Genomic DNA, 16268 nt, shown 5'->3' on the forward strand with positions numbered 1-16268 from the left:
GGTCCCGCGCGGGACGGGGCGGCTGGCCGGCCCCGCGCGGTTCGGGTGAGGAAATTAGTCGATCAGCTTGGTGTAGGCGGCAGCGTCGATCAGCTTGTCGGTCGATGCGCCGGCCGCGAGCTTGATCTTGAAGAGCCACACGCCGTACGCGTCGCTGTTCACTTCTTCCGGTGCGTCGGCGGCTTCCGTATTGACGGCGACGACCTCGCCGGACACCGGCGAGTAGATGTCGGATGCAGCCTTCACCGATTCGACGACGCCGACGGCGTCGCCTTCCTTCACCTGCTTGCCGACTGCCGGCAGTTCGAGGAAGACGATGTCGCCGAGCGTGCTCTGCGCGTGATCGGTGATGCCGACCGTCAGCGTGCCGTCTGCCTCGGTGCGGATCCACTCGTGTTCGTCGGTGTATTTCAGATCGGCCGGGACGTTGCTCATCGGATGCTCCTGGATAAAAGGGTGTGATTCGTTTTTGCTGGCGCGCCGCCGGGGCGCGCCGGGTGTGGTGTTGCGCCGGGCGCCATCTCCCGGCTTCCCGGGAGGCGGGCCTCCCGGCCGTTACGCAGCGAGGACCTTGCCGTTGCGCACGAACGGCAGTTTTACCACGCGCGCGGGAAGATTCTTGTCGCGAATTTGCACCTGGACCAGGTCGCCGATCTGGACGGCCGCCGGCACGCGCGCGAACGCGATCGATTCCTGCATCGACGGCGAGAACGTGCCGCTCGTGATCTCGCCTTCGCCGTGCGGCGTGACGACCTTCTGGTGCGCGCGCAGCACGCCGCCCGCCTTGCCGTTTTCCTTCTGCAGGATCAGGCCGACGAACGCGGCGCGGGTGCCGTTGGCTTCCAGTGCGGCGCGGCCGACGAAGTCGCGCGGCGCGGAGAGGTCGACCGTCCACGCGAGGCCCGCGTCGAGCGGCGAGACGGTGTCGTCCATGTCCTGGCCGTACAGGTTCATGCCGGCCTCGAGGCGCAGCGTGTCGCGCGCGCCGAGCCCGCACGGGCGCACGCCGTTTTGCTGCAGCGCGTTCCACAGCGCTTCGACGTGCACGGCCGGGACGATCACTTCGAAACCGTCTTCACCGGTATAGCCGGTGCGCGCGACAGTGAGATCGCCGAACGGCGTGCCGGCGACCTGCGCGGCGTTGAACGGCTTCAGTTCGCTCGTCGCGGCACGCGCGGCGGGCACGGTCGTCCAGGTTTTTTCGCGGGCGTTCGGGCCCTGGACGGCGACGATCGCGAAATCGCGGCGCGGCGCGATCGTCACGCCGAAGCCGCCTTGCTCGTTCAGCTGGTTGAACCACGCGATGTCTTTCTCGGCCGTGCCGGCGTTGACGACGACGCGGAAGAATTCTTCGGTGAAGTAGTAGACGATCAGGTCGTCGATGACGCCGCCCTGCGGATTGAGCAGGCACGAGTAGAGTGCCTTGCCGGGCGTCTTGAGCTTGCCGACGTTGTTCGCGATCGCATGCTCGAAGAACGCGCGCACGCGGCTGCCGGTGAAATCGACGACGCACATGTGCGACACGTCGAACATGCCGGCGTCGGTGCGCACGGCTTCGTGTTCTTCGATCTGCGAGCCGTAGTTGACGGGCATGTCCCAGCCGCCGAAGTCGACCATGCGGGCATTGAGCGCGCGGTGCGCGGCGTTGAGCGGGGTGTGATTCAGTGCAGTCATCGAGGCCTCAGGCAAGGCGCTTGCGCGCGGATCAGAACGGCCATGTGCCGACCGCCGCGGCCGATGGCCTGCGAGCGATCCGGTACATGCCCCTCTGTCCTCGATACCTGAGAGATTGCGCTGCCGGCCAGGCCTGGCGAACGCGCGCCCCTTCGGTGGGCAGCCTGCCCGCGCAACCGATGCGCTGCGGGCTACTGCCGCTCTCCAGAGTGCGGGGAGAGTGTGGCCCGCGCAATGCGCGGACGGGATTCCCCGACGCGGTCGGTCCTTTTGCCTGAGAGTTTGCGGGTGTGCCCCTTCGGCGGCGCAACCGGTGCTGAAGCAGCCCGGTTACACGCTCTCCCGACGCGTGCGGGCGACTGTACGCGAGCGGGTGGGCCTTGTCAATTTGAGCAAAAGAATGTCGCTTCGCGACAAGCGGCGGCACCCGGTGCCGCCGCTTTTTCCGCTCCGGCGGGTGCCGGAGCGTTACTCGCCGATCGCGCGTGCGGCCGTGTCGAGTTCCTGGTTCAGCACACGCTGCTCGTCGCCGGACAGGCCGCCGCTGTGCTGCGCGGACATGTCGTTCGCTTCCTGGCGGATCACGTCGAGGCGGTGATGAAGCTGCGCGCCGTACGGCGGCGGATAGTAGCCGCCGTTCACGCGCGCATCGATGCGGCGATGCAGGTTGTCGATCCGGCCCTGGATCTGCTGCATCCGCTCGTTCGCGACGACCTGCGGATTCGGCCGCGGCGGGGGTGCCGGGCGGACCGGCTGCTGCGGCTGCACGATACAGGCCGCAAGCGAGGAAACCAGGACGCAGCACGCAGCTGCGCGAATCAACCGTTGCATCAACATTCTCCTGACGGATTGGTGTCGGATCGACTTTTTTGAGAAACGCGTCAGACCGGTCGGGCGCTGACTTTCGTTCCCCCGGCATTTGTAACCGAATGTTCCTGCTGATCCAAGTGCGCGTGCGCTGGCCGGCCATGACCGGCCGGCGCGCGGTGTCAGATCGTGCGGCGCACGAACGGCAGCCGGCGGCCATCGTGCTCGCTTTGCGCGGCGAGCTCGATGATCGTCATCACGTCGACGGCGTCCTGCGCGGTGACGGGGAACGGCGCGCCGTCGCGGATCGACGCGGCGAGTGCGCGGTAGAACTCCGCGTACTGGCCATCGAGCGTCGGCACCGGGCGCTCGACCTCGACCTCGACGTCGCCGTCGAGCACGCGCAGCAGGCCGGGCGGGTTGCCGCCGCCGAATTCGACGTCGTCCGCGGTGAGGCCGGCCTTGAGCTGGTCTTCCTGCGTGTCGAGCCCGAACTTCTGGTAGCTGCCGCGTGTGCCGTGCAGCGTGAAGCGCGCGGGTTCGATCGCCGACAGCGCGCTCGCGTGCAGCACGACGTCCTTGTCCGGATAGCCGAGCTGCAGGTGCACGAAATCGGGCGCCGTGCCGTTGTCGCGGCGCGTCTTGACGGTCGCGCTCACGGTTTCCGGCACGCCGAACAGCGCAAGCGCCTGGTCGATCAGGTGCGGGCCGAGGTCGAGCAGCAGGCCGCCGCCGCGGGCGGGCTCCTCGCGCCAGCGCGTGCGCGGCGTTGGGCGGAAGCGGTCGAAGTGCGATTCGAAACAGGTCAGCCGGCCGAGCTCGCCCGATTCGACGACACGGCGCACGGTGAGGAAGTCGCCGTCCCAGCGGCGGTTGTGGAACGGCGCGAACAGCCGGCTGCGCGCGTTCGCGAGCCGTGCGAGCGCGAGCGCCTCGTCGGCGGTGAGCGTGACGGGCTTGTCGACGACCACGTGACGGCCGGCTTCGAGCACCTGGCGCGCGAGCGCGAAGTGCGTGTCATTCGGCGTGGCGATCACCACGCACTCGATGTCGTCGAGGCCGAGCAGCGTGTCGAGATCGGGGACGACACGCGCGCCCGGATACGCGGCCTGCGCGCGGTCGGGCTGACCCGTCGCGATCGCGGCGACTTCAGTGCGGCCGCTCGTGGCGATCACGGGCGCGTGGAACGTCGCGCCGGCGAAACCGAAACCCATCAAACCAATCCTGAGCAATGACGACATGGCAATCCCTGGCTGCGAAGGAAACTAAAGGATGGTGCGCCGAGACGGCGCGAAGACGACCGGCTATTTTGGCATGGCGCCGCCGCTTGCACTGGCGCGTTGGGCGGAATGCGCGGTGCGATCCGGCGCCTGCGCAAGGAAAGCCGGCATTTTGCTTGCGCGAACGCGCAGGCCGCACGTGCGCGGCGACCTGCCCAGCCCACGCGGCGCAGGCGGCTGCGCCGGGTGGACATATTGTGGCCGATCGGTGCGAGAACGGGGCCGGATTGGCCGGACGGACAGGGGGCGGCCGGCCGGTCGGCCTGCACAGCCCCGCCCGGCGGTGCTCCCGAAAAGCACGCCGCCGCCGTGTTAACATGCGCGTCCTGCCCGCGCGTCCGCCTGCTTCGCCAGCCTGCCGCGCAAGGCATCCTCCCGGCGTTCCGCCGTCAACCGCAACACCATCCGCCATCATGTCCGCAGGCCTCAATCCCGCCCAGAACGAAGCGGTGCGCTACCTCGACGGTCCCTGTCTCGTGCTCGCCGGCGCGGGCAGCGGCAAGACCCGCGTGATCACGCAGAAGATCGCGCACCTGATCGAAGCGAAAGGCTTCGAGCCGCGCCACATCGCCGCCGTCACGTTCACGAACAAGGCGGCCGCCGAAATGCGCGAGCGCGTGGGGAAGCTGCTCGAGGGCAAGACGCTCACCACGCCCGGCAAGGAAGGCCGCAAGGTGCCCGTCAACCAGCTCACCGTCTGCACGTTCCACTCGCTCGGCGTGCAGATCCTGCGCCAGGAGGCCGAGCACGTCGGCCTGAAGCCGCAGTTCTCGATCATGGATTCCGACGACTGCTTCGGGATGATCCAGGAGCAGCTCGGCACGACCGACAAGGGCCTGATCCGCAAGATCCAGAGCATCATCTCGCTGTGGAAGAACGGCCTGATCATGCCCGACGAGGCGATGGCGATCGCGGCCAACGAGGACGAGCACCAGGCCGCGCTGGTCTACCGCAACTACGTCGCGACGCTGCACGCGTACCAGGCGGTCGACTTCGACGACCTGATCCGCCTGCCCGCCGAGCTGTTCGCGAAGAACGAGCAGGTGCGCGACCGCTGGCAGAACAAGCTGCGCTACCTGCTGATCGACGAGTACCAGGACACCAACGCGTGCCAGTACGAGCTGCTGAAGCTGCTCGCCGGCCCGCGCGCCGCATTCACGGCGGTGGGTGACGACGACCAGGCGATCTACGGCTGGCGCGGCGCGACGCTCGAGAACCTCGCGCAGCTCGGCAAGGATTTCCCGAAGCTGCATGTGATCAAGCTCGAGCAGAACTACCGGTCGACGGTGCGCATCCTCACTGCCGCGAACAACGTGATCGCGAACAACCCGAAACTGTTCGAGAAGAAGCTGTGGTCCGAGCACGGGATGGGCGATTCGATCACCGTCACGCCATGCAACGACGAAGAGCATGAAGCCGAATCGGTCGTGTTCCGGCTGTCCGCGCACAAGTTCGAGCGGCGCGCGCAGTTCCGCGACTACGCGATCCTGTATCGCGGCAACTTCCAGGCGCGGATCTTCGAGCAGGTGCTGCGGCGCGAGCGGATCCCGTACGTGCTGTCGGGCGGCCAGTCGTTCTTCGACAAGGCCGAGATCAAGGATCTGTGCGCGTACCTGCGGCTGATCGCGAACGCCGACGACGATCCCGCGTTCATCCGCGCGGTCACCACGCCGCGCCGCGGGATCGGCAACACGACGCTCGAAGCGCTCGGCTCGTTCGCGGGTCAGGCGAAAGTGTCGCTGTTCGAGGCCGTGTACATGGGCGGGATCGAGGCGCGGCTGTCCGCGCGGCAGGTCGAGCCGCTGCGGATGTTCTGCGACTTCATCCAGCGCCTGACCGAGCGCGCGGACAAGGATCCTGCCACCGTCGTGCTCGACGACATGATGGAGGCGATCCACTACGAGGCGTACCTGTACGACGCGTTCGACGAGCGGCAGGCGCAGTCGAAGTGGCAGAACGTGCTCGAATTCCTCGAATGGCTGAAGCGCAAGGGCACCAAACCCGAGGCGGAGGCCGTCGACGGCGAGGCGGAAGGTTTCCACAACGCGGACGGGCTCGCCGATACGGGCAAGAACCTGCTCGGCCTGATCCAGACCGTCGCGCTGATGTCGATGCTCGAGGGCAAGGAAGAGGATCCGGACGCCGTGCGCCTGTCGACCGTCCATGCGTCGAAGGGGCTCGAGTATCCGCACGTGTTCCTGGTCGGCGTCGAGGAGGGCATCATGCCGCACCGCGGCGGCTCCGAGGACGACGGCCCGATCGACAACGAGCGGATCGAGGAGGAGCGCCGGCTGATGTACGTCGCGATCACGCGCGCGCAGCGCAGCCTGCACCTGAACTGGTGCAAGAAGCGCAAGCGGGCGCGCGAGACGGTCGTGTGCGAACCGTCGCGCTTCATCCCGGAGATGGGGCTCGACGAGGCGCCGCCGCCGACGCCGGAAGAGGCGCCGATGTCGCCGAAGGACCGGCTCGCGAGCCTGAAGGCGTTGCTGCAGAAGTGACGCGTGGGCCCGGGCGTTCCGGCGCTCAAGTGGCCTGCCGAAAAAACAGAACCCCCGCGATGCGTATGCGTCGCGGGGGTTTTTTACTGACTGCCGGGTGGGCTTACTTCGACGCGTTGACCATGTAGTCGACGGCGGCCTTCACGTCGGCATCCGACGCGTTCGACCCGCCCTTCGGCGGCATCGCGCCCTTGCCGTGCAGCGCGTAGTTGTAGACCGTATCCATCGAGTCTTTCAGGCGCGGCGCCCAGTCTTCCTTGCTGCCGAACTTCGGCGCGCCGAGCACGCCGGCGGCGTGGCAGGCCTGGCAGACCTGCGTATACAGCGCCTTGCCGGCGGATGCGGCGTCGGCGCTGGTCGGCGCGGCCGCCGGTGCTGCGCCGGCCTTCGGGATTGCGGCGATCGCGGCCTGCGCGGCGGCGATCTGCGCGCTCGCGGCGTCGGCCGCGTCCGATGCGCCTGCGGCGCCCGCCGCGACGCCTGCGGCACCGCTGGCAGCCGGTGCCGCATTGGCGGCCGGTGCGGCCGGTTCGGGGAAGTTCGCGCCGTCGTTGTTCGCCATGTAGACGATCGCGCGGGCGATTTCATAGTCGCTGACGTCGTCGGGGCTCGTGCCGCCGCGCGGCGGCATCGCGCCCTTGCCGGCGAGGGCCGTCTTCAGCAGCGTGTCGAAGCCTTGCGAGATGCGCGGCGCCCAGTCGTCCTTGTTGCCGAACTTCGGTGCGCCGGCGGCGCCCGTGCCGTGGCAGGTCACGCAGACGGCCTTGTAGACTTCCTCGCCGGTCTTGTACGTGCGGGGCGCGCTGGCGTCCTTCACGTCGACCTGCGCAAGCGGGGCGATGCGCGCGGCGACCTGCTCGTCGGACAGCGCGTCCGTGCCGGCGCCGTAACGGAACGCATGGTTCGCATAGTTGGCGAACAGGACGATCAGGATGATCGGGATCGCGAACGACGCGATGATGACGGCAATCAGTTGCCCGGGGGTTTTGACGGGAGATTCGTGGGGTGCTTCGCTCATGCTTGCCTCGTCTCCGTGAATAGGAATTGTGAGCGCGGTGCAACGGCAAATGGCAGTCCAATGAAGCCCGGTCGATTATAGACGGAACGTTTACATCACGGCGAGCGGTGCGATGGCGCGTGTTTACCCGCACGCAGCGCGGCCCGGCAGGGATTCGTCGGGCACGGTGGACGCGTCATGGGAAACCGGGTATCCTTGCCGTCTTGCCAATCGTGGGCGGCCTGTATATGGGGTCGCTTCACTGTCTCACGCGCCCGTAGCTCAATGGATAGAGTACTGCCCTCCGAAGGCAGGGGTTGCTGGTTCGATCCCAGCCGGGCGCGCCAAGCCTAGTCAGGCTCTCAGCGGTTTTCCCCGTTCGTCGCACTGTCTCGTTGCAGCTGAATTGCAGCTGGCACGGGCACGGGCTCGGCCGTCAGCGGCGTGACCCACTGCGCGAGGTGGTCGGCCGACAGGTGCGCGTACCGCTGCACCATTTCCATCGTCTCCCATCCGCCCAGTTCCTTGAGCACCTGCAGCGGCGTGCCGCGCTGCACGTGCCAGCTCGCCCAGGTGTGACGCAGGTCGTGCCAGCGGAAATCGCTCAGGCCGGCACGCTGCAGCGCCTTGGCCCATGCGGCCGTTGCCGTCTGGTAGACCGGCCTGCCGCGATAGGTGAACACGCTGTCCGCGCATTCCGGCGCCCGCGGGTTCGCGTGCTGGCGGCGCAGCACGGCGATCGCGGTATCCGAGAGCGGCACCGTGATGGCCTTGCGCGCCTTCGCCTGGTCCGGGTGGATCCACGCGACGCGCCGCGCAAGGTCGACTTGCGACCACCGCAGCCCCGTCACGTTGGCGCGGCGCAGGCCCGTCTCGAGGCTGAAGCGCGCCATATCGGCGAGATGCGCGGGCAGTTCGGCGAGCAGCCGCTCCGCTTCCTCCGGGGTCAGCCAGCGGATGCGTTTCGAGACGATCTTCGCGCGTTTCGTGACCGGCGCGCGCTCCAGCCATTCCCATTCGACCGCCGCATTCAACACCGACTTCAGCACGCCGATCACGCGACGCACGGTGCCGTCGCTGACGGCCCGGTCGGTCTCGACGATGCCGTGCCGGGTGCGCACCGTGCGCGGCTCCTGGCGCTTGGCGAGCGCGATCGCGTCGACGCGGTTCCGGTCGATATCGGCGAGCGCGACGCCGGACAGGTGCCGGTCGAGCCAGCGCAGGTGAATCTTCGACGTTTCCAGGCTGGCGAGGCCCGCGCGTTCGCCGACGTAGCGCACGACCGCGTCGTTCCACGAATGGCGCGGCTTCGTGCCGAGCCGCGCCTGGTTCCACAGGTCGACCTTCAGCCGGTCGTGGAATTCCTGGGCCTGCGCTTTGTCGCGGGTGCCAGTGCTTCCCTGTATCGGCGTTCCGCCGCCAGGGGGGTACAGCTTGTATTGCCAGTTCGGGCTGGTTTTGCGTTTGTAGAGCGACATGGGCGGGTTTCCTCTTGCTGATCGTTTTGGGCGGCTGGCGGGAGCCATTCGCCGGCGAGGTAGCGCTGCAGGGCGGCGATCGAAAAGATCCAGCGCTTGCCGACCTTGCGGCCGGGCAGCGCGCCGGCCCGGGCCTTCAGGCGCACCGTTTCGGGATGGGCGCCGAGCAGGGCCGCGGCGCCGGCCAGGTCGACGGTGGCCGGATGCGCGCTGTCGGCAGGCCGCGCGCCAGGCGGGCACGCAGCGCAACTCGTGGAATGGTGGATCGCGTGTGAAGAGTGCATAACACGTTGATGTTCAAGCGTTTTGTTGGCCATCGGTTGCCATCATTCATGCGTGGCGCCCGTGCAGGACCCGTGGCGCGAAACGGCGGCATCGCCGGCGACCGATGGCGGTGCGCCCCTGACTCGTGGTGCGCGATGGCGGCGGGTCGCTATGGCTTCCCGGGTCTCTTTCTTCTTTTTCTTCAATGAGTTGAAGAGAGAGAAAGAAGAAGGGGCCGCAGTCGCCGCGCCAACCGGACTCATGGCAAAAGCGGCGACACACATGGCGAAACCGGCGCGATGCAAGGCGGCAGTTCCTTCAGGAATCAAGGACTTGCGAGCCGGCACCCGCGACAGCCACGACTCGCGCGCGCTGCCTGTCCGCTCCCGGCGGTATCCGCCGTGCGGTGGCGGGCCGGACTGGGCGCGGCTCATGGGCGGCCTCCGTGCAGCGCGTCGGTCGCCAGGTCCTCGCGCACCGACACGTGCAGGCCGAATGCGGCCAGGCGTTCGAGCGACACGGGCGTCAGGTACGGCACGCGGCGCATGTAGATGCGGCGCTCGACCTCCTTCTCGCCGACCACGACGCCGGCGTGCTTGAGCTGCGCCTTGAACACGCGATCGGACTTCACCGGCAGGCCGTTCCACTTGTCGCGCAGCGCGCTCGTGTGCGCGAGGTGATCCATCACGTGCCCGGTGCGCAGCAGCAGGCAGAATTCGCCGTCGACGGTGTCGAAGGTGTACGGATGCTTGTAGTTGCCGCCGTCGATTTCCGACAGCACCGTTTCCATGATCCAGACCCACGGCTCGCGGTCGGCGCTGGTTTCGGCGACGTGCCCGTTCATCTCGGCGATCAGGTCGCGCGGGAAATCGCCTTCGCTCGGGTCCATGCCGGCGAATTCGCACAGGTAGCGCCAGGCGAGCCCGATGGCCGCGTAGTTGCCGGCCATGCGCCGCGCGCCGTCGTCCTCGCCGCTCGCGCGGCAGCCGGCGAGCGCCTTGTCGCGCAGCGTCGCGTACTGCTCGAGCGCGGTGCGGCGGTCCAGCCCGGTCAGGAACTCGAGCCATTGCCGGACCGGGAAGCGCGGCAGGTCGTCGGGCAGCAGCGGCCCGCGCTTGCCGGTCAGCGTCGTGCGCACGAGCTTGCCGAGCAGGCTGCGCACCGGCACGTCTTCGCCGGCGAGCATCACCGGCGCGCACAGCAGGTATTCGGTCATGTCGGTGCCGCGCCGCGTCACCGTGTACTGGTAGTTCTCCTGCAGCAGCCCGACCGCCTTGTCGATCACGTCCTGCCGCCGTGCCGACAGTTCTTCCCAGCCAACCGGGTGGCTCGTGTGGCTGATGCTGGTCAGCAGGCGGAATTCGGTCTGCAGCGATTGCCCCGAGAACATCGTGAACGCGAGCGAGCGTTCGAGCCGCTTGATGAGCGTCGACTTGCCCGCGCCCTTGTTCGCCTGGATCGTCAGATGCGGCCAGAAGCCGAGCAGCGCCTTCAGGTGGCCGCCGAGCGCCCACACGAGCGGGATCGTCGCGGCGTTCTGCCGGAACGTCGTCTGGTAGGCCGCGATCACGCGGCGCGCGTCGCTCACCGGGCCGCCCGGGAACGTCAGGTTGTGATACGGGCACTGCTTGTCCGCTTCGGTGAAGTAGCAGTCGGGGCCTTCGTTGACGATCAGCCGCCCGTCGCGCCACGCGAGCCCGACGAAGTTCGCGGCGCGGCGCGCGCCCAGGTCGGCGCCGCGCTCGAGGATGTTCACCATCCGCTTGAACGGCGCCGGCGCCCAGATCGGGCCGAACTTGCTCCACTGGTCGACGTTGTGCAGCTGGTCGTCGAGCATCACGCGGCGGATCAGCTGCGCACCGTGCCGCGGCGCCTGCACCGACACGGCAAAGTAGACGGTGGGCGCCTGGTCGGCGTCGCCGGTCATCGTCGACGTCGCGCTCGCGACGGCCACGCGGCTGATGCCGGCGATGCGGAAGCCGCACAGGTCGGTCATCACGGGCGTGTCGACGCCGGATTCCTCGTTGCGGTCCATCTTCGTGATGTAGCTGGTGAAGTCCGGCCGGACGCGGAAGCGCCAGTACTGCGCGAAATCGTGCGACGGCAGGAAGATGCGCGGCCGGCCGCGGCGCGATGCGTCGCCGGGCAGGCCGGCGACGAGCCACGGTTCGAGCTGGTCGAGCGCGCGTGCCAGTTCGGCCGGGCCGCGCAGCTGCAGGTAGTCGTTCACGTCGTTGATCGGCGTGCGCGCGGCGTCGCCGTCCGCCAGATCCGCCAGCCAGTCCGACTGGTCGACCAGCATGGCGCTGATATCCAGCGCGGTCAGCCGTTCGTGGAGCACCCACGCGGCCTCGGGGCCGGGGCGCTGCCCGGCGCGCGGGTGGCCTTCCGCGAATGGCTCGTCGTTGTCCAGGCAGATCGTGACCTGCTTGCCGCGCAGGAACGCGAAGTCGATGCGTTCGACGTTCGCGAGGCCGCGCAGCGCAAGCGCGGCCGTGCCGGGGAGGGCGCACGTGTCGATCGACAGCGCATTGATCGCGCTTTCGACGACGATCACGCGTTTCGCGCGGTCGAGCCGGCGCGCGTCGGCGGTCCAGCCGTAGCCGGCCTTGTCGCCCTGGGTCTGGGTCTTGACGCCGCCGTTGAGCGCGGGGTCGACGTAGCGCATGTCGACCGCGACGACGCGCGCGTCGCCCGGCGCGCGCACCACGAACGCGGCGGCGGGGCCGCCGTGGCCGACATCGCCGGCGGCGATCTTCGGGCTCGTCCATGTATTGAAGCCGAGCGTGCGCGCCGCGAACGCCGCGTCGAGCGCCGCGCCGGAAATGCCGCGGCCGCCGAGGTAGTCGCGCACGCGGTCGCGCTCGGCCGTGCAGCGGTCGGCGATGTATTCGACGGTGGATTTCTCGCGGCGCTCGACGGGGGGCTGGCGCTCGGACGGCAGACCGTACGCGTCGTGGAGATAGCGGACGGCGTCGGCGACCGTGCCGCCGCGTGCGTGGATCACGAGGTCGATGCACGAGCCGCCGGCGTCGGCGCTGTGATCGCGCCAGCCGGTGCCGTACTTCGGGTGATTCGCATAGATCGACAGCGACGGGCTCCGGTCCGCGTGCTGCGGCGAGTGATAGAGTGCGCGGTCGCCGCCGCGGCCGCGTTTCAGGTCGAGACGGCCGGCAAGGTCATGCAGGTCGATGTGTCGTTTCAGTTCGTCGATCGAGGCCATGTCTTGGTCATTGCTGTCGTGCGGGTTGCGGTGGTGCGGGCGGTGTGGCCGGTGAGCCGGCGAGCGCGCGCAGTGCAGCGGCGGATTGCGGGAAACCGAGCGCGAGGCGATCGGCGAGCGCCGACACGAAACGGCCGAGCGTGCGTTGCCGCTCGGGGCTGTCCGGCGGGGCGTCGAAGTTCAGCGTGTCGGCCGCCGCCGCGATGGCGGCGCGCAGCGCGGCGTCGTGCGGCGCGGGTTCGGTGGCGTAGCGGTTCATGTGCGCGCCTCCGGGCCGTCGACCCGCACGCCGTGCGCAGGGCGGCGGGCAATCGCCGGGCTGGCGGGGCATTGGATGGCGCGGCCCGCTTGGATCGGGATCATGAGGTGTCCTTTTCAATGGCAAAGACGATCCCTCGCGCCGTTCAGGCACGATGCGAGGGAAACGCGGGAACGAGGGTTAGGGCCTGTTCACGCTAATAACGGGCTTGCGCTGGCCCCACGAACGATTTTTTCCAAACAGGGGAAACGTGCGTTATTAGCGTGAACAGGCCCCAGTGCGTCAGACCGGCAGCTCGAGTTGCGCGGCCAGGCGTTCGCGCACGTGCGGCGAGAGCGGCAACTGCAACGAGAGGTTCGGGACGGCGGACGGCGACAGCGTGCGGGCGAATTCCATGTTGACGACGTACGTGTGGCCGCACTCCGGATTCGCGCACTGGAAGGTGATTTCGCGGAACGTCAGCGACATTTCGCGGCTGCTGCGTGCGGTGGCGCGGGTGCGGCAGTGCGGGCAACGGTTCAGGATTCGCATGGGGGCGTGCTCCGGGCGAGAGTCTGCGCATGGCCGGGCGGGCAGTGGGCTGCGCGGGCGATCCGGCTGCATCGCTGGCCGATCGGCGGATTGGTGCGGGCGTGCGCGCGGCTCACAATCGACGCTGCGGGCACGGACGGTCGGGCGCGTTCGAAGGTGCGGAACATGACGGCGCCCGGTTCAACGGCCGACGGTGCGCGAGCGCGGCGTCGCGATCGCGCGCAGGTGGCTCGCGCCGATGCGGATCAGCTCGCGCGCCATGCTGGAGATCGAGCGGTTGCGCTGCGCGGCGAGCTGCTCGAGCTCGCCGCGTTCGACAGGCGTCAGCCCCACGTAGACGGGTTTGTCCGACATCGTGCCGCGCGGCGAACGGCGCGGGCCTTTGGGAGTAGTCATGGTCGGTATACTTTGTCGAGATAGTCTTGCGTTACGGTAAGGCCAGTGTAATGAGCAAAAAACAGCGCGTCAATTGTTAATGGGTAATTTATGACACAAATCGGGAGTCGCTTGCGGGACGAGCGCCTGCGGATCGGGCTCAGCCAGGACGAGTTCGCGACCGTGGGCGGTGTCGCGAGGCGCTCGCAGTCGGCATACGAGTCGGATGAGCGCTCTCCCGACGCGGCCTATCTGCTGGCCGTTCGCGAGATCGGTGTCGATATCGGCTACGTGCTGACCGGTGAGCGATCCGCCGCAGGCGAACCGGCGCCTGCGGCCGGCAGCCGCGACGCGGACGAAGCCGACGTGCTGGCGATGTACCGGCAGCTCAACGACGCCGGCAAGGCGTCGCTGCACGCGTTTCTCGCCAGCTGCATCAGCACGGGCGCGATGGTGCAGGCGGCGGCGCCGCGGCGCGCGAAGCGCCTGCCGGAGAATCGCCGGGCGGCGCTCGATCAGCGCACGGCGGAAAACGTCGAGCGGGCCATGGCCGAGGTCGAACGGCTGAAGTCCGAGCGCGCGGCTAAGCAATCGAAGAAATAAGCGGCCGCGCGGCCCGACACACCCTCTGCCGCGCATGCCGGCAGCCGCGCTGCACGCGGTCGCACGCTGCCCGATCCGGGCCGCAGCGCGTGCGGCGGCGCGGGCAGCCCTTCTCCTACCCGTTTCCCGATGCCACGGCGGTGCACTGAGCGCGCCGCGCAAGGTCATCGGATAAAATCGGACGAATCACTGTATATCCATACAGTATTGGTTTAGCATTCTGAAAGCCGGTGAGCTGGCGGCGGGGCGTTCCGAGGCGACCCGTCGTGTCGGGCGGCCCCCGGTGGATGACTGAGTTTGCGGAGACCGGAAAATGGACACCAACAGGAAGCACGACATCGGGACGATCGGCGCGTCGGCGCACGCCGACCACCGCGCGGACACGCGCGGATTGACGATGGGCCCGCCGCGATATCGTCCGGACCTGAGCGACGACGAGCGGGCCGACGCGCACGCCGCGATCGACAGCGCGATGCTGTCGGTCGGGCAGGTGCTCGAGGCCGCGCTGCAGGCGATGGCCAATTTGCGCGATGCGCGCGCCACGTTGCAGCAATGCGGCGACGCGCGGGACACGCGCATGACGCTCGGCGGGCGTCAGCAATCGAGCTGAACCGCCGCGACCGATCCCCGCCGGCCGGCATTCGCTCCGGCCGCTGCACCGAACCCGAGCCGCGCATCCCGCGCGTTGCCTCGCTCCGCCCCCCGAGATCCTGAATTCGCCACCGCGATCGCCGGCACGGGCCGCTCCTTCACCCGTCAGCGCTTGCCGGCTCGACCCGACTGCTTTGGCGCATCGCGTACCTCGAGCTCGAGCGCGGTCGTGAACCCACCCTCGCCGATCGTATGCGTCGCCTTTTTCACGAGCCACGGCGTGTCGTCGATTTCCGGCTTGAACCCCGTCACGGTGACGGGCATCTCCGGAAACAGTTCGGGCCGGCCCAGTGCGAGCGTGTAGCTCAGTGTCGACTGGCCACGCTGCGTGCGCGCATAGTCGGCTTGCGCGGCCGCCCGGGCCTCGGCTTGCGTCGCGTAATCCTCCGGCAGCACCTTGACGTTCTTGCCTTGCGCGTCGCCGACGACCACCGACAGCCGCCGCGCGCTGCCGTTCGAGTGATAGTGCGCGCGCACCGACGTGTAGTCGTCGCGTTGAGCGATGTGGTAGCGATGCTGGTCGCCGCTTGCGCGCGTGATGGCCAGCACGTCGAGCGGCTTGCCGCTGACGGTCTTGCCGCTGCCGATCGGCATGAACAGCAGACGCTTGTCCTTCACGGTCATCACCGCGTCGTAGCGCCTGGCGAGGCGCGTCAGGAACGACATGTCGGATTCCTGCGTCTGGTCGACATGGTCGATCCGCGTCGCGGCGAGCGTGGCGTCGACGGCGGCCGTGAGCCCGTAGCGGGTCGCGATGGTGCGCACGATCGCGCCGATCGTTTGCCGGTGCCAGCTTTTCTCGCGGCGCTCGTGCATGTCGTTCGTCATCGATGCCGAGCGCGCGCGGATCGTGATGACGTCCGGTGCGCCGCTGTGCTCGACTTCATCGACCGTGAACGCGCCCTTGTCGACGAGCGGCTCGCCGACCCAGCCGATCGACAGCTTGATGCTCGCGCCACGCTTCGGAATCGCGAACGTGCCGCGCGCGTCGTCGAGCACCAGGTCGAGCATGTCGGCCTCGTCCGCGCGCGATTCCGACAGCGACAGGCTGATGAGGTTGGGCGCGATCAGGCGCGACAGGTCGCGGCCGTCGAGCGTGATCCGGTAGTCGGCCTGCGGCTGCACGCGACCCGCGCGGGCCGGCGCGTCGCCCGGCTTGCGTTCCTGCGTGCTCATTGCTCGTCCGCTCCGCTTTCGTCGTCCTGCTGCGGCTCGGCAAGCACGCCGTCGTCGACGCGCTTGAGCGTCAGCGTGAACGCGATCTTGCGTGCGATGCCTTCCTTCGTGTGATACGTGGCCGTCTCGTTGAGGCTGTCGATGACGTACGCGCCGTACACGTTGCCGTTCCCGTCGACGAGCACGTAGGCGTCGCCGGCGTCGCCCATCCGGGCGAGCGCCTCGATCGACGCGATCTCGCCGATGCCGTTGTCGGGGGCGACGATGCCGGACAGGGTGATCGTGTCGTCGCCGGCACCGGTGAACTGGCTCGCATCGCGCACGCCGATGCGCGAGCTGGTGCGGTGCTTCCAGTTGCGCTGGCGCTGGAGCTCCTGGTAGGGCGTGGTCGCCAGGCTGAAAACGAACTGGTCGAGCGACATCATCATGGGCGGGTTTCCTTCAGCGAA

General features: G+C 68.5%; 17 protein-coding genes, 1 tRNA gene and 2 riboswitches. Of the genes, 5 read left to right on the forward strand and 13 right to left on the reverse strand.

What is annotated here, in order from left to right:
• Window positions 1-54 precede the first annotated feature (54 nt).
• The 4 genes from gcvH to LGN17_RS25895 all read right to left on the reverse strand — a co-directional run bounded on the left by gcvH (window position 55) and on the right by LGN17_RS25895 (window position 3722).
• On the reverse strand, window positions 55-435 hold the full coding sequence (gene gcvH, locus LGN17_RS25880; protein ID WP_047899491.1) for a glycine cleavage system protein GcvH: 381 nt from the start codon (window positions 433-435) through the stop codon (window positions 55-57).
• Between the two features lie 120 nt (window positions 436-555).
• Entirely contained in the window at window positions 556-1674 is a 1119-nt protein-coding gene (gene gcvT / locus LGN17_RS25885; protein ID WP_175969859.1) for a glycine cleavage system aminomethyltransferase GcvT, read from the reverse strand.
• Window positions 1675-1758: 84 nt separating this feature from the next.
• Window positions 1759-1892, reverse strand: a riboswitch (glycine riboswitch).
• 33 nt (window positions 1893-1925) lie between these two features.
• Window positions 1926-2029, reverse strand: a riboswitch (glycine riboswitch).
• Window positions 2030-2142: 113 nt separating this feature from the next.
• Entirely contained in the window at window positions 2143-2505 is a 363-nt protein-coding gene (locus LGN17_RS25890; protein ID WP_027788671.1) for a hypothetical protein, read from the reverse strand.
• A gap of 158 nt (window positions 2506-2663) precedes the next feature.
• Entirely contained in the window at window positions 2664-3722 is a 1059-nt protein-coding gene (locus tag LGN17_RS25895; RefSeq protein ID WP_226199256.1) for an oxidoreductase, read from the reverse strand.
• 452 nt (window positions 3723-4174) lie between these two features.
• Between LGN17_RS25895 and LGN17_RS25900 the strand changes: the two genes are divergently transcribed.
• Entirely contained in the window at window positions 4175-6262 is a 2088-nt protein-coding gene (locus LGN17_RS25900) for a UvrD-helicase domain-containing protein (protein ID WP_175956730.1), read from the forward strand.
• A 103-nt stretch (window positions 6263-6365) separates the two neighbouring features.
• Here the strand turns inward: LGN17_RS25900 and LGN17_RS25905 are convergent, their stop codons facing one another.
• Window positions 6366-7280, reverse strand: a complete 915-nt coding sequence (locus LGN17_RS25905) for a c-type cytochrome (RefSeq protein ID WP_226199258.1) — start codon at window positions 7278-7280, stop codon at window positions 6366-6368.
• A gap of 250 nt (window positions 7281-7530) precedes the next feature.
• Here LGN17_RS25905 and LGN17_RS25910 point away from each other — a divergent pair.
• Window positions 7531-7606 (forward strand) — tRNA-Arg (locus LGN17_RS25910).
• Between the two features lie 15 nt (window positions 7607-7621).
• On the opposite strand, the gene LGN17_RS25915 is transcribed toward LGN17_RS25910, so the two are convergent.
• The gene (locus tag LGN17_RS25915; RefSeq protein ID WP_226199523.1) at window positions 7622-8692 is read right to left on the reverse strand and encodes a tyrosine-type recombinase/integrase; all 1071 of its coding nucleotides are present in this window, start codon (window positions 8690-8692) and stop codon (window positions 7622-7624) included.
• Complete coding sequence (locus LGN17_RS25920; RefSeq protein WP_264166065.1) at window positions 8605-8856, reverse strand: DNA-binding protein; 252 nt, start codon at window positions 8854-8856, stop codon at window positions 8605-8607. The genes LGN17_RS25915 and LGN17_RS25920 overlap by 88 nt, the downstream gene beginning before the upstream one ends.
• Between LGN17_RS25920 and LGN17_RS36570 the strand changes: the two genes are divergently transcribed.
• Window positions 8752-9012 carry a hypothetical protein gene (locus LGN17_RS36570; RefSeq protein WP_264166070.1) on the forward strand — a complete coding sequence of 87 codons (261 nt, stop codon included), beginning with the start codon at window positions 8752-8754 and terminating at the stop codon, window positions 9010-9012. The genes LGN17_RS25920 and LGN17_RS36570 overlap by 105 nt on opposite strands.
• Before the next feature lie 419 nt (window positions 9013-9431).
• Here LGN17_RS36570 and LGN17_RS25925 read toward each other — a convergent pair whose 3' ends face one another.
• From LGN17_RS25925 to LGN17_RS25940, 4 genes are all read right to left on the reverse strand, one after another.
• A complete protein-coding gene (locus LGN17_RS25925; RefSeq protein WP_226199260.1) occupies window positions 9432-12224 on the reverse strand; it encodes a toprim domain-containing protein in 2793 nt (930 codons plus the stop codon).
• Window positions 12225-12231: 7 nt separating this feature from the next.
• Window positions 12232-12483 carry a hypothetical protein gene (locus tag LGN17_RS25930; protein WP_226199262.1) on the reverse strand — a complete coding sequence of 84 codons (252 nt, stop codon included), beginning with the start codon at window positions 12481-12483 and terminating at the stop codon, window positions 12232-12234.
• Window positions 12484-12765: 282 nt separating this feature from the next.
• Entirely contained in the window at window positions 12766-13014 is a 249-nt protein-coding gene (locus LGN17_RS25935) for an ogr/Delta-like zinc finger family protein (RefSeq protein ID WP_174916740.1), read from the reverse strand.
• Window positions 13015-13194: 180 nt separating this feature from the next.
• Entirely contained in the window at window positions 13195-13410 is a 216-nt protein-coding gene (locus LGN17_RS25940; protein WP_107312543.1) for a hypothetical protein, read from the reverse strand.
• Between the two features lie 90 nt (window positions 13411-13500).
• Here LGN17_RS25940 and LGN17_RS25945 point away from each other — a divergent pair, with 90 nt between their 5' ends.
• Window positions 13501-13992 carry a helix-turn-helix domain-containing protein gene (locus LGN17_RS25945; RefSeq protein ID WP_226199263.1) on the forward strand — a complete coding sequence of 164 codons (492 nt, stop codon included), beginning with the start codon at window positions 13501-13503 and terminating at the stop codon, window positions 13990-13992.
• 313 nt (window positions 13993-14305) lie between these two features.
• Entirely contained in the window at window positions 14306-14602 is a 297-nt protein-coding gene (locus tag LGN17_RS25950; RefSeq protein ID WP_226199277.1) for a hypothetical protein, read from the forward strand.
• A 146-nt stretch (window positions 14603-14748) separates the two neighbouring features.
• Here LGN17_RS25950 and LGN17_RS25955 read toward each other — a convergent pair whose 3' ends face one another.
• Window positions 14749-15819 carry a phage late control D family protein gene (locus LGN17_RS25955; RefSeq protein WP_226199279.1) on the reverse strand — a complete coding sequence of 357 codons (1071 nt, stop codon included), beginning with the start codon at window positions 15817-15819 and terminating at the stop codon, window positions 14749-14751.
• Complete coding sequence (locus tag LGN17_RS25960) at window positions 15816-16247, reverse strand: phage tail protein (protein WP_069246823.1); 432 nt, start codon at window positions 16245-16247, stop codon at window positions 15816-15818. The genes LGN17_RS25955 and LGN17_RS25960 overlap by 4 nt, the downstream gene beginning before the upstream one ends.
• Window positions 16248-16268 lie beyond the last annotated feature (21 nt).

Origin of the sequence: Burkholderia sp. AU30280 (assembly GCF_020420125.1) — a bacterium.
Lineage (GTDB): Bacteria > Pseudomonadota > Gammaproteobacteria > Burkholderiales > Burkholderiaceae > Burkholderia.

Coding starts and splice junctions, on each gene's coding strand:
- LGN17_RS25950 (WP_226199277.1), top strand. CDS start 14,306: ATGGACACCAACAGGAAGCACGACATCGGGACGATCGGCGCGTCGGCG.
- LGN17_RS25900 (WP_175956730.1), top strand. CDS start 4,175: ATGTCCGCAGGCCTCAATCCCGCCCAGAACGAAGCGGTGCGCTACCTC.
- LGN17_RS25930 (WP_226199262.1), bottom strand. CDS start 12,483: ATGAACCGCTACGCCACCGAACCCGCGCCGCACGACGCCGCGCTGCGC.
- LGN17_RS25890 (WP_027788671.1), bottom strand. CDS start 2,505: ATGCAACGGTTGATTCGCGCAGCTGCGTGCTGCGTCCTGGTTTCCTCG.
- gcvT (WP_175969859.1), bottom strand. CDS start 1,674: ATGACTGCACTGAATCACACCCCGCTCAACGCCGCGCACCGCGCGCTC.
- gcvH (WP_047899491.1), bottom strand. CDS start 435: ATGAGCAACGTCCCGGCCGATCTGAAATACACCGACGAACACGAGTGG.
- LGN17_RS25935 (WP_174916740.1), bottom strand. CDS start 13,014: ATGCGAATCCTGAACCGTTGCCCGCACTGCCGCACCCGCGCCACCGCA.
- LGN17_RS25960 (WP_069246823.1), bottom strand. CDS start 16,247: ATGATGATGTCGCTCGACCAGTTCGTTTTCAGCCTGGCGACCACGCCC.
- LGN17_RS25925 (WP_226199260.1), bottom strand. CDS start 12,224: ATGGCCTCGATCGACGAACTGAAACGACACATCGACCTGCATGACCTT.
- LGN17_RS25940 (WP_107312543.1), bottom strand. CDS start 13,410: ATGACTACTCCCAAAGGCCCGCGCCGTTCGCCGCGCGGCACGATGTCG.
- LGN17_RS25945 (WP_226199263.1), top strand. CDS start 13,501: ATGACACAAATCGGGAGTCGCTTGCGGGACGAGCGCCTGCGGATCGGG.
- LGN17_RS25905 (WP_226199258.1), bottom strand. CDS start 7,280: ATGAGCGAAGCACCCCACGAATCTCCCGTCAAAACCCCCGGGCAACTG.
- LGN17_RS25895 (WP_226199256.1), bottom strand. CDS start 3,722: ATGTCGTCATTGCTCAGGATTGGTTTGATGGGTTTCGGTTTCGCCGGC.
- LGN17_RS25955 (WP_226199279.1), bottom strand. CDS start 15,819: ATGAGCACGCAGGAACGCAAGCCGGGCGACGCGCCGGCCCGCGCGGGT.